9 protein-coding genes and 2 pseudogenes are annotated in these 12509 nt (G+C 69.3%); 9 read left to right on the top strand and 2 right to left on the bottom strand.

Going from position 1 to position 12509, the window contains the following annotated elements; translation table 11 throughout:
* Positions 1-188 (top strand): MerR family DNA-binding transcriptional regulator (locus tag ACWGKT_RS41945; protein WP_453277822.1); only part of this gene is annotated, 188 nt, incomplete at its 5' end.
* A 388-nt stretch (positions 189-576) separates the two neighbouring features.
* Here ACWGKT_RS41945 and ACWGKT_RS41950 read toward each other — a convergent pair.
* The gene (locus tag ACWGKT_RS41950; RefSeq protein ID WP_453277823.1) at positions 577-1203 is read right to left on the bottom strand and encodes a TetR/AcrR family transcriptional regulator; all 627 of its coding nucleotides are present in this window, start codon (positions 1201-1203) and stop codon (positions 577-579) included.
* Between the two features lie 245 nt (positions 1204-1448).
* Between ACWGKT_RS41950 and ACWGKT_RS41955 the strand changes: the two genes are divergently transcribed.
* The 8 genes and pseudogenes from ACWGKT_RS41955 (at position 1449) to ACWGKT_RS41990 (ending at position 10959) form a co-directional block, all read left to right on the top strand.
* Complete coding sequence (locus ACWGKT_RS41955; RefSeq protein ID WP_453277824.1) at positions 1449-4670, top strand: bifunctional cytochrome P450/NADPH--P450 reductase; 3222 nt, start codon at positions 1449-1451, stop codon at positions 4668-4670.
* A gap of 158 nt (positions 4671-4828) precedes the next feature.
* Positions 4829-5875 carry a zinc-binding dehydrogenase gene (locus ACWGKT_RS41960; RefSeq protein ID WP_453277825.1) on the top strand — a complete coding sequence of 349 codons (1047 nt, stop codon included), beginning with the start codon at positions 4829-4831 and terminating at the stop codon, positions 5873-5875.
* 116 nt (positions 5876-5991) lie between these two features.
* Positions 5992-6351 (top strand): TetR family transcriptional regulator, encoded by a 360-nt coding sequence (locus tag ACWGKT_RS41965; RefSeq protein WP_453277826.1) that lies wholly within the window; start codon positions 5992-5994, stop codon positions 6349-6351.
* Positions 6266-7227, top strand: a pseudogene (locus ACWGKT_RS41970) (fumarylacetoacetate hydrolase family protein). Before ACWGKT_RS41965 ends, ACWGKT_RS41970 begins: the two are co-directional and overlap by 86 nt.
* Positions 7224-7647: pseudogene (locus ACWGKT_RS41975) on the top strand (acetyl-coenzyme A synthetase N-terminal domain-containing protein); the annotation flags it as partial. The pseudogenes ACWGKT_RS41970 and ACWGKT_RS41975, both read left to right, overlap by 4 nt.
* Positions 7648-7809: 162 nt before the next feature.
* Complete coding sequence (locus tag ACWGKT_RS41980) at positions 7810-8502, top strand: hypothetical protein (RefSeq protein WP_453277827.1); 693 nt, start codon at positions 7810-7812, stop codon at positions 8500-8502.
* Positions 8503-8659: 157 nt separating this feature from the next.
* Entirely contained in the window at positions 8660-9769 is a 1110-nt protein-coding gene (locus ACWGKT_RS41985) for a hypothetical protein (protein ID WP_453277828.1), read from the top strand.
* Positions 9652-10959, top strand: coding sequence for a WD40 repeat domain-containing protein (locus tag ACWGKT_RS41990; RefSeq protein ID WP_453277861.1), 1308 nt, complete (start codon positions 9652-9654; stop codon positions 10957-10959). Before ACWGKT_RS41985 ends, ACWGKT_RS41990 begins: the two co-directional genes overlap by 118 nt.
* A gap of 301 nt (positions 10960-11260) precedes the next feature.
* Here the strand turns inward: ACWGKT_RS41990 and ACWGKT_RS41995 are convergent, their stop codons facing one another.
* A complete protein-coding gene (locus ACWGKT_RS41995) occupies positions 11261-11917 on the bottom strand; it encodes a hypothetical protein (protein WP_453277829.1) in 657 nt (218 codons plus the stop codon).
* Positions 11918-12509 lie beyond the last annotated feature (592 nt).

A 12509-nucleotide genomic window follows, 5' to 3' on the forward strand; every position in this document is an offset into this window, starting at 1 on the left:
GCCACCGCCGCTACTCCCGCTACCAGCTGCGCATCGCCGCCCGCGCCCGCGAACTCGTCGACCAGGGCACCCCCATCGAGGCCGCCTGCCGCATCATCATCCTCGAAGACCAGCTCGAAGAAGCCCAGCGCATCAACGAGCAACTGCGCACCCAAAGCCGCGACTCGGAGCCGAAGACCTCGGCCTGATCAGGGCACCGGACGCGGACGCGAGCCGAACCCCGACCGCCGCCGGACAGGGCCGCCCTCAGCGGTCGGCGGGCTGGCCGCGTGTGATCATACTGCCGGTCTCGGTGCTCACTGCGGTGCTGGTAGGGATGCTTGCCTGAACACGGTTGCCCGGTGGACAGCAGGACCAGCCTCGGCACGGAGGTCGCCACGAGGACGCTGAGCACTGCCTTGGGTCACAGATCGGCCGCCCGGCCCAGCCGCAACACACCGCGCACCGGTAGCGGCCGCATATGGATGTTCGTTCTGGAGGGGAGCGGTTGCTCCCTGTGCGTCGCAGCGTCGCACCGCGGCCTGAACTCGCCCGACCACGGACGCGCCCAGGCCGCAACGCCTTGGGACTACGGACTCAGCGGCCGGCGCCCTGGCCGTTACGACCGGCGGCGAGCCGACCCTCCAGGCCCATGATGAGCGTGTCGATCACCAGCCGGAACATGTGGTCCTGATCAGGGGCAGGGCCTGCGTCCATGGACTCGTCCGCGCCGGCAGCGGCACCGGGGAACTCAAGGCTCGCCCACTGCTGGAGCGAGCCGTTGAGTTCGGCGCCGAGGACACCGACGACGACGGCGACCAGGAGAGCGGCGATCTCCGAGACCTCCGACTGCGACACCCCGGCAGCGGCCACGATAGCGGTGAGCGCGGTCCAGAACGGGTCGTCGGGCTGGATGAAGTCCGGCTGGCTGAACGAGTAGGCCATCAACTTCGGGTGACGGTGTGCCAGCGTCCGGAAATCCGTGGCGAGCAGGCGGATCCGCTCCTGCCAGGGAGCGTCCTGAAGCGTCACGGTGCGGAACTGGGCTCCGACCATTCTCGCCACGCCGCGCAGCACGGCTTCCTTGTTCGGCACGTGGTGGTACAGCGACATCGGGTTCGCATCGAGCACGGTGGCGAGTTTGCGCATAGTGAGCGCCTCGGCCCCGTCCTCGTCGATGAGCCGCAAGGCAGCGACATAGATCCCGGCCTCGGTCAGAGGCACGTCTCTCTTCCTCGTTCCCCGCGGGGGACGCCTCACCTTTTTTTCCATACCCCGTACGGTACCAGTTTCATACATTGTACGGAAATGACTTGCATCATGGCGACCGAGTGGGCGGTCTGGGGTTTGCGTCGAGTTTCCATACGCCGTACGGTACTAGTTCCATACGGCGTATGTTTCTGTGAGGCGCCACGGCATCGACCAGCGCTCCTCACCCTTGCCCGCCCCCTCACGCAGAGGAGCAAGTCATGACCACGCACTCCGCGAACGACCTTCGCCCCATCCGGTCCCCGCGCGGGATCCCCCTGCTCGGCCACACGCCGCAGATCCCCGACACCAACCCGGTGGAGTACTTCAACGAGCTGTCCAAGCGGTTCCCCGAGGGCATCTACGGCATGGACATCGCAGGCATCGAGCAGGTCTTCGTCTACGACCCTGACCTGGTGGCCGAGGTCTGCGACGAGACGCGGTTCTTCAAGCAGATCGAGAAGACCCCCCTGAGCCATGTCCGGGACTACACGGGGGCGGGTCTGTTCACGGCCCACCAGCACGAAGAGGAATGGGCCATGGCCCACCGGATTCTGCTGCCGGCCTTCAGCCAGCGGGCCATGAAGACCTACTTCGGTCAGATGCTGGAGATCGCCCAGAACCTCGCACGCAAGTGGGAGAGCCGGGAGGGTCAGCCGGTCGCCATCACCGACGACTACACCCGGCTCACCCTGGACACCATCGCCCTGTCCGGCTTCGGCTACCGCTTCCAGTCCTACGACAAGGAGGAACTGCACCCCTTCCTCAACTCGCTGCTGGAGGCGCTGATCGAGTCGATGCGGCGCTCTCAGGAGCTGCCGATGATGACCAAGCTCCGCAAGGCGGACGACAGGAAGTACCGCCAGAACATCCAGCTGATGCGCGACCTGGTCGACAGCGTGATCAAGGAGCGGCGCGAGGGGAAGGGCACCGGCGAGGAGGACCTGCTCGGCCTGATGCTGGAGGCCACCGACCCGGAGACCGGCAAGCTGCTGGCGGACGACAACGTCCGCGACCAGGTGGTGACCTTCCTGATCGCCGGTCACGAGACCACCAGTGGCCTGCTGTCGTTCGCCACGTACTCGCTGATGCGCAACCCGCACGTGCTGGCGCAGGCGTACGCCGAGGTCGACCGCCTGCTGCCCGGTGACACGGTCCCGGACTACGACACGATCATGCGGCTCGACGTGATCCCGCGGATCCTGGAGGAGACCCTGCGCCTGTGGGCTCCCATCCCGCTGATCGCCAAGGCGCCCATCGACGACACCGTCATCGGCGACCGGTACGAGCTGAAGAAGGGAACCAGGGCCAACATCCTCATGGGCGCGCTGCACTCCCACACCAAGGCGTGGGACCGGCCGGAGGAGTTCGACATCGACCGGTGGCTGCCGGAGAACCGTGTGGAACAGCACCCGCACGCCTACAAGCCGTTCGGCAACGGTGTGCGTGCCTGCATCGGCCGCCAGTTCGCGCTCACCGAGGCCCGCCTGGCGCTTGCGCTCGTGCTGCAGAAGTTCAGGTTCTCCGACACCACCGACTACAAGATGGACGTCCGCGAGGCGCTGACGCGCAAGCCCGGCGACTTCCAGTTGGTCGTCCGCAAGCGTCAGGACCACCAGCGGACCGACTTCGGCGCCGCCGACCTGCAGACCGGCGACACGCAGGCGCAGACAGCGGTCAGCGGCGTCGGTGTGAACCTGACCGTCGCCTACGGCTCCAGCCTCGGCTCCTGCGAGGACCTGGCGCGCACCATCGCCGACCGCGGTGAGCGTTCCGGGTTCGGCACCACGCTGATGAGCCTGGACGAGCTGGGCGACAACCTGCCCACCGAGGGTCTGCTCGTCGTCGTAGCCGCCAGCTACAACGGCAAGGCACCCGACAACGCCCAGCGCTTCGACGACCTGCTCGCCGCCGGCCTGCCCGAGGGCTCGCTGTCCAACGTGCGGTTCGCGCTCCTGGGCGCCGGCAACACCCAGTGGGTGGCCACCTACCAGGCATTCCCCAAGCGGATCACGGACGGTCTGCTGGCCGCCGGCGCCACGCCCGTCGTCGAGCGCGGCATCGCGGACGCCGCCGGTGACTTCGACGGCATGGCGAGTCGCTGGATGGACACCCTGTGGGCCACCCTGGCCGAGGAGTACGCCGCCGACACCTCCGAGGCGAGCGGCCCGCGTTACCAGGTCCAGCTGCTCACCGAGTCCGACGTGCGCCCCGCCATCGTCTCCGAGCAGGCGTACCCACTCACGGTGGTGGCCAACGAGGAGCTCGTGGGCGACGCGACCGGCCTGTGGGACTTCAGCATCGAGCCGCCGCGCCCGTCCGCGAAGTCCATCACCGTCGAGCTGCCCGAGGGTGTCACCTACGACACCGGCAACCACCTGGCCGTCTTCGCCAAGAACGAAGCGGCCCTGGTGGAGCGCGCACTGAGGCGGCTCGGTGTCGAGTACGGCCAGGTACTCCGGCTCGACCAGCCCGGCGGCGGACGGACGCACCTGCCGGTCGGCGTCCCCGTCACCGCCGGCATCCTGCTCACCGAGTTCCTGGAGCTGCAGGACGTGGCCACCCGCTCCCAGATCCAGACGCTGGCCGAGTACACCCAGTGCCCGTGGACCCGGCCGCAGCTCCAGGCGTACGCGGCCGCCACGGAGGAGGCCGAGGAGCACTACCAGAAGGAGATCCTCGGCAAGCGGGTCCCGGTGCTGGGCCTGCTGGAGCGCTTCCCGGCCGTGGAGCTGCCGCTGGCGGTGTTCCTGGAGATGATGGGCCCCATCCGCCCGCGCTTCTACTCCATCTCCTCCGCCCCGTCGGCCAGCCCGCGCCATGTGCGCCTGACCGTCGGCCTGCTGGAGGGTCCGGCCCTGTCCGGCGACGGCCAGTTCCGCGGCACCTGCTCCTCCTACATCGCCGGTCTTGAGCCCGGTGACGTCGTGTACGGCTACGTCCGCGTGCCCTCCCCGACGTTCGCGCCGCCCGCCGACCCCGCCACGCCGCTGATCCTGATCGGCCCCGGCACCGGGATCGCGCCGCTGCGCGGCTTCCTGGAGGAGCGGGCCCGGCAGCACGAGAACGGCACCGAGGTCGGCCTGTCGCAGGTCTTCGTCGGCTGCCGCCACCCGGAGCACGACTACTTCTACAAGCGGGAGATGCAGGACTGGGAGCAGGCCGGGATCGCGCAGGTGCACACCGCCTTCTCCGCGGTGACCGGCCACCCGGCCCGGTTCGTGCAGAACGCCATAGCCAATGCCGCCGACACGGTGTGGCAGGCCATCGAGGACGGCGCGTACATCTACGTCTGCGGTGACGGCCGCCGTATGGCCCCCGCCGTCCGCGAGGCCCTCGCCGCGATCTACCGCCAGAAGACCGGTAGCGACGACGAGGCCGCCCAGCAGTGGCTCGCCCAGCTGGAGGCGGACGAGCGCTACCAGCAGGACGTCTTCGCCTGACCGTCGCACGCCGCAAGGCGTTCTGCCCCCGACGCCGGGAGGCGTGCGGCCCCGTCTTGCCACTCCGCACGCCTCCCGGCCACCACAAGCCCTCCAGACCCCACACGGCACCCATGTCCCGAACCGCGGGCGGTGCCACTCACAGAAAGCAGATCTTCATGGACACCATGCTCGCCGGACGCTTCCACCTGGACAGCAAGAAGTTCGCCGTGGAGGAGGTCCCCATCCCCGTGCCCGGCCCGGGCGAGGTCCTCATCGAGGTCAAGGCCGCCGGCGTCTGCCTCTCCGACGTCCACCTGCTCGACGGCTCCCTCGTCCCGCTGTTCGCCACCTCCGACACGGTCACCGTTGGCCACGAGGTCTCCGGTGTGGTCCACACGCTCGGCCCCGACCTCAAGCGCGGCCTGACCGCCGGCACCCGCGTCACCCTGGAGGCCGGCAAGACCTGCGGCCGGTGCGCCGGCTGCGCGCGGCGGCGCCCCTGCACCCAGATGCTCACCGCCGGCATCGATTACAACGGCGGCTGGGCCGAGTACGTGATCGCCCGGGAGGACACCCTTGTCCCGATCCCCGACAGTCTCCCCTTCGACCAGGCGGCGATCATCCCCGACGCGGTCTCCACTCCCTACGCCGCCGTCGTCGCCACCGCGGGCGTCCGTGCCGCCCAGTCCGTCGGCGTCTGGGGGGTGGGCGGAGTCGGTGCGCACAACGTACGTCTCGCCCGCCTGGTCGGCGCCGCCCCGATCATCGCCGTCGACCCGCTGCCCAGCGCGCGCGAGCGCGCCCTGGCCTTCGGTGCGGACTACGCCCTGGACCCGGCCGCCCCCGACTTCGCCGACCAGGTACGCGTGGCCACCGATGGACGGGGCCTGGACTTCGCCTTCGACTGCGCCGGCGTACCCGCCGTGCGCGAGCAGGCCGCCTCTGTGCTCGGCCTGGGCGGCTCCCTGATCCTGGTGGGCATCACCCCCAGGCCGCTCACCATCACCGAGGGCCTGACCTTCAACTACCTGCAGAAGCAGGTGCGCGGTCACTACGGCGGCTTCCCGGAGTCGGTCTCCGAGCTGGTGCGGCTGACCGCGGCCGGCCGTCTCGACCTGGCCCCCTCCATCACGGACCACATCCCCCTCATCGACGCGGCCGACGCGGTCAGCCGTCTGGAGAACAAGATCGGCGACCCCATCCGCCTCATCCTGGTCCCCTGACGCCTGTCAGCGGGACATCGAAGCCACCTCGGGCAGGGGTGAGTGGGCGCCGGTGCTTGAGGGAGCACCGGCGTCCACGGATTTCCGGCAGCCAGAGCCCCCGGAGGGACGGAGCCATGCAGACGACCGACGCCCTGGGCCGCACTGCGCGGCGCAGCGATGCTCGCTCGAACCGCAGACTCATTCTGGCGATCGCTCGGCACAGACTGCGGGACGACCCCGACGCGGGTCTCGACAGCATCGCTCAGGGGGCCGGCGTCGCCCGGCGCGCCCTCTACGGACGCTTCTCCAGCCGGGAGGCGCTGGTCGCCGAGCTGACGCGAAGCGGACCAAGCGCTCCGGCAGGCGTTCGCCACAGCCGGTGCCCCGGGGGCCGATCCGCTCGAGGCGATGACGCGGATGGTCCTGTCGGGATGGGCGGTGCGCGACCAGTACCGCACGCTGATCTCCTTGGGGCGACGCCACCTCGGCGATGAGGCGATCCGCGCCACCCTGGCACCGGTCCGCGACGAGGCGGTCGCGACCCTACGACGCGGTCAGCGCCAAGGCGTGTTCGCGGACCATGTCCCGGCGCCCGTCCTGGTGGCACTGCCCCCGGTCACCACCCCCTGCAGGGTGGTCGCCCAGATGGTCAACTACCGCAGCCACGCCAAGGATTCCGGGTTCACCGGCGACATCCCGCCCACCTTCTTCCGTAAGGCATCCGGCTCGGTCAGCGGTCCGCACGCGGCGATCGTCCGCCCGGCGCACGTGAGGTTCCTCGACTACGAGGTGGAACTCGGCCTCGTCATAGGCGCAACCCTGCCGCTGGGCACCGACGTCGAGGAGACGGACCTGTCGCACTACGTCGCCGGGCTCGTCCTCACCAACGACGTCAGCGCCCGCGACGTCCAGCTGACCAAGACCCAGTTCTACGAGAGCAAGTCCTACCCGACCTTCACGCCGACCGGCCGTACCTGGCCCTGCTGGAGCCCGAGGACTTCGCCCGTCTGATCGACCTGCGGCTTCGGCTGTCGGTCAACGGCGTGCCGCGCCAGGACCGCACGCTCGCCGACATGATCGTGCGGCCCGCGCAGGCGCTCACCCTGCTGGCCCGCTTCCAGACCCTCGACCCGGGCGACCTGCTGCTCACCGGCACTCCTGGCGGCACGGCCCTGAAGGCCCCGCCCAAGCCGGTCGAGAAGATCGCCGCTCTGCTGCCGCCTGCCCTGAAGTGGAAGGCGTTCTTCAACGGCCAGGCCAAGAACCCCCGCTACCTGCGCGACGGTGACCTCGTCACCGCCACGATCGCCACCCCCGACGGGCGCATCGACCTGGGTGAACAGCGGACCGCCGTGGGGGACGCGACGTGAGCGACGCAGCGCGGAGACCGGTGGTGATCATCGGTGCGGGGCCCGTGGGAGTCACGGCCGCGCTCCTGCTCGCCCGGCACGGAGTGCGCAGCCTCGTCCTGGAACGCCACCGGGAACCGTTCCTGCCACCCGACCCAAACGGCCGTCGGCGGCCGCATCGCGGACTTCGCCCGCTGGGCCGCCCGGCACCAGGACGCCGAAGGTATCCAGGACCCCACCGACTACCAGGCACTGCACCGCTGGTCCGTCACCGACCTGGAAGGTTTCTGGGCCGCGGTATGGGCGTACTTCCACATCGACGCGACCACTTCCTACGAGCGGGTGCTGGCCGAGGAGACCATGCCCGGCGCCCGCTGGTTCCCCGGCGCCACCCTCAACTACGCCCACCATGCCCTGCGCAACCTGCAGCCGGACGTGCTCCTTGCCGATGTCGGCTCGTGACGTGGGCTGAGCGGTGCAGCGGCCACCTGTGACACGCAGGGCCGTCCCGCTCGTCTGCTGCTGCGCGCAGGCGACAGAGGTTCCTGAGTCCTGTCAGCGAGCCCACGCTGGGGCTGGCACACTGAATCTGTGGTTCCGCTGATGACCGCGACCGATCAAGCCGCGTCCTCATCTCTCACAGGCGCCGGCGTGGTGTCGGTCTGCGCACTACTCTTCACCGTCGCGTCGTTCTGGTGGCTCAACGCCAGGCAGGGGCGACTGAAGACGTGGGAGCCTCATGCCTTTGCAGCGATCATCCACTCTTCCACGGCCCGCCTGCGGCTCCCGCTCGTCCTTCACAACACCGGCCCCAAGCCGATCGTCGTACAGGACCTCATCCTGACCTTCCCCGACGAGCCCGCTTCTCACCTGCCGCTGCTGTGGGTGTCCTCACCGTCTCGCCTCCAGCCGGGGCCGGACGAGGATGCGAAGCTGCCGGCCGGCTTCGCTGTGCCCGGCAGAGGAGCACAACAACTCGTCATCGAGTTCGAGGCACCCTTCTCCGGGCTCATGCCCGAAGCCCGTGACTACAAGGTCCAGCTGCAAGCGAGGGTCGGCCACCGCAAGGGGTGGCGCCGCCTGCTGACGTTCACCCTGCGGGCCGCCAACATCATCGATCCGGATCGATACACCGTCTACAACAACGCACCGGTCGAGCTGACGAAAGAAGATCAAAAAAGAGCGGATGCCGCGCTCCTCGAGCTGCTGGAAGAGCAAGGCGACAGCTCCGCTCCGGGCGGCAGGAGGCAGCGGAATTCTCCGAATGACGATGGCGACGCCGACACGGGCCGCTAACGCAGCACCCGCCGGCCGACCGCGTGCCTGAGGCGAGCACGAGATCACGGTTGCTGCGGGTCCGCCCAGCCTGTGGACTCGTACTGGCCGGGCCCCTGGGGGGCGCCGTCCCCGACCACCGGGCAGGCGTCGCCGGCGGGTGTCTCCGCCGCCGCAGGTGGAGTACGCGGCAGTGCTGAGCCGGGTCCTCGAGTCGGGCACCCCGCCGTGGGACGAGACCTGGCAAATACCAGGGGCACGGGTGGAGCGGGCCTGGCAGCGGCTCATCAACAGCGTTCCCGGTGAGACTCGGGAAGCCCTGCTGTATCTGGCAACCAGCGTTTCAGCCGACGTCGCGGCGCTGGAACGGGTGCTGGACATGACCGGGCTGTTCCTGGGCGCGCTCGATGCCGCAGAGGAAGTGGGTCTGGTACGGGCTGTGGCAGGGACCTATGAGCTTGGGCACCCGGTGCTGCGACCGCTGCTCCTGGGGCGCTGCCCAACCTCCGAGCGTCTGCGCGCGTACCAGGCCTGGGCCAAGACCTCCTCGGGCGAGTTGCACACCTGGTACCTGGCAGCAGCCACGGCTGGACCGGACGCTTCCCTGGCCGTAGCCCTCGCCGACACGGCCTGCCGGGAGGAACAGCGCGGCGCCCTCGGGATGGCGGGCCGGGCGTGGCATCGAGCCGCGGAACTGTCGCCGGACGAGCCGGACAAGGCAGTGCGGTTGCTGCGCGCGGCCACGGACGCCTTCCACAGTGGTGACACCAGCGACGCAGCCCCTTGGTGCGACCAGGCGCTGCGTTGGAGCGCCGACCCCCGGCTCACCGCCGACATCGAGCTTCTCCGGGGACAGGCATGCGGATGGCTGGGGATGCCGGGCCGTGCGCACCAGCTGCTGCCCACTGCGGCAAGAGCAGTCGAATCCGTTGACCGGGCGCGGGCCTGCGCACTCTACGGAGCAGCCGCCGTGCCGGCGCTGATGGACGGGCGGATCACGTCGGCGACCGCCGCCGTCACACGCTGCACCGACCAGACCGTCCCGACCTCCCCCTTCCACCCGCGACAAGATCCGCACGCGACCTGGTCCGTGCGCTGGGCACACCTCAAACGCCACCCTCTGCACCTTCCCCTGATCGGTCACACCGGCGGGGTACGGGCGGTGGCAGCATTCACCCCGACGGCGGCCCCCTCCTCGCCTCCGGCAGCTGGGACGGATCCATACGCCTCTGGAACCCCACCGCCGCGCGGCAGATCGGCGAACCCCTGCGCGGTCACACGGACGTGATATCAGCGCTGACGACATTCACCGGCCCCGGCGGACACACCCACCTCGCCACCGGCAGCCGCGACGGGGCGTTGCGAGTGTGGGACCTGGCCTCCGCACGATCGGCAGGTCTGCCGATGTATGGCCACCGCGGCGTGGTCGGGGCTGTGGCGGCGTTCACGAGTCCCGACGGCCGCGCCTTCCTCGCCAGCGGCGGCGACGACGGCTCACTACGTCTGTGGGACCCGGCCATCGCACAAGAGGCCAGGCGACCGCTTCGCAATGACACGGAGGGGGTGTCGTTACTGGTGGCATTCGCCGGCCGCGACCGTCGCACCCTCCTGGCCATCGGCAGCCGGGACGGGTCAATACGGATCTGGGACCCGGCCACGGCACAACCAGTCGGCTCGGTGATGCGTGGGCACACCACCAGAGTGTCGGCGCTGACGGCGTTCACCGGTCCCCGCCGTCGTACCCTTCTCCCCAGCAGCGGCGACGACGGCTCAATACACCTGTGGGACCCAGCCACCACACAGCAGGTCGGCAGAGCCATGCACGGCCACGACGCAGGGGTCTCGGCGCTGACGGCGTTCACCCATCCCGACGGAGGCACCCTCCTCGCGATCGGCAGCTGGGACGGATCCATACGTCTCTGGGACCCGGCCACCAGGCGACCGGCCGGTCTGCCGCTTCAAGGTGCCACCGAGGCGGTGTCGGCGCTGACGGCGTTCACCGGTCCCGGCCGACGCGCCTTCCTGGCCATCGGCCGCGACGACGGGTCGCTGCAGGTCTGGGACACATCCACCGCTCAACCGGGCGACTCGGCAGTCCATGGCCACACGGGCACGGTGTCGGCGCTGGCGGCATTCCTCGGTCCCGACGGCCGCACCCTCCTCGCCTCCGGCGGCCGGGACAAGTCCGTACGGGTGTGGGACCCGTCCAGCGGACAAGCGGTCGGCCCGGGGATGCACGGCCACACCGGCCTGGTGACGACTGTGATCGCGTTCCCGGGTCCCGACGGCACCCCTCTGCTCGCCACCGGAAGCCGGGACGGGGTGGTGCGCGTGTGCCGCCCTGTCACCGGGGACGTCAGCCTTACGGTTCCCCTCGGCATTGAGGTGCTCGCCCTCGCGGCGGTCGGAACGGATCTGGCCCTCGTCACGGCCGAAGGTGTGGTGATGATCCGTATGGAACGCGGCCTGTGCCCGTGATGCGCGTCCTCGGCTCTGCCATCACCCACGTGCCCGGCGACGGCCTCACGGCCGGCTGGCCTCCGGGCGGCCTGCATCGGTCGGCGGCGACTCAACTGCCGCTCGGCTGGGCCCTGCGCGTCGGCGGGATCGGTCTGGGACTCGCCGTCGCCGATCGCCTGGGATCCGCCGACGCCGCGCTCGTCAAGGACCTCCTCGAAGACCCCACCCGATTCCGTTTGGAACTCGTAGAAAGCAGAAGCCGGGGTGTGGGCGGGGGCGGTTCGACGGCGTGCGGATCTTTTGCCTCGCCGGCTCGAGCTCAGTGCGCAGCGTGGTTGTGGGCGTCCTTGTCCATGATGCGCATCCGCTTCATGAAGTTGTTGAAGTTCCCGCCCATCGACTCGTGGTTGTGCATGCCGGAGATGGACGAGCGCCCACACACCTCGTAGAACGTCGGCATCTTGCCGTTGTCGATGTTGTACAGGTGCACCTTCGTCCCGTGCTTCCTGGCGAAGCTCTGCACGCATGCGCTCCCGTTCGGGATACCGGTGGTGCTGCCGGTGGGGACAGCCTCGTTCAGGCCGCCTCCGCTCTTCCTCATGCCACCGCTGTTGTAGGAAGAGGCGAAGGCGAACTCGTCACAGTTCAGTTTGTCCGTCGCATCGTCCAGCGCGCTGGCGTCGCCGTTTTCCGCAGCCCAGTTGGAGGGGCAGATGCGGTCTCGGTTCCTCGTGTTCTGTGCGCTGTCGCCCATGTAGTACAGGGGCTTGTCCTGTGGTTCGGAGTCGGCATGGTTCGGCAGCACGGTCTGGATCAGCCATGGGTGCGCCGCGGCCTGCGGGTACCTCTTGGCGTTGAACACATACGTCGGGGCCGAGTTGTCGAAGACATAGCCCGTGGACCCCCACTTCGTCTTGACGGTGTCGCAGCGGATCTGATCCAGGTCGGGGTGTTCTTCCAGTAGCCCTTGCTCCACTGGTAGTCGACCTTCTGCTCGATGCCGGGAGAATGGACCGTGCCCTCGATCTCGACGTCCGGCTTGTACCAGTACTTCATGTCGGCTGCGGTCGCATTCCACGTGTACTTCGTGGTCAGCGACGCCTTGTGCCTGTCGCCGGGCTTCCAGGTCGGCGTGGCTGTCCAGTCCCCGCCCTGGGGCTTGATCGGCTGCACGAGCCCTGGCATATGTGACCGTTGAAGGCAGACAGGCTGATGCCACCGTCGACATCGGGCGGAATGTTGACCCCCTCGATGGTGAGGCCCAGCCCCTCGTCGACCTGCTTCCAGGCCGGTCCGGCGGACGGCTTCTTGCCCGACACCGGGCGGGCTCCGGCCCTGGCTGCTTCCTCGGGGCCTGCAGCCGGCCGTGTGGACGGTGCGGCGTTGGGGTTGGGGTTGGGGTTCGGATCGAAGGTATCGGCGGATGCGGTGGTCGCAACGCCGGATCCCAGGAGCAGCACGATGGCGGCGCCGCAGGCCAAGCGGGACAGGATGCGACTTTCTCTGGAGGTCCCAGGCAAGAGATGCTTCCCCTCAGTGCTCAAAGGCATACATCCGGCGCCCCTGCA

This window comes from Streptomyces sp. NPDC054794 (assembly GCF_053611585.1).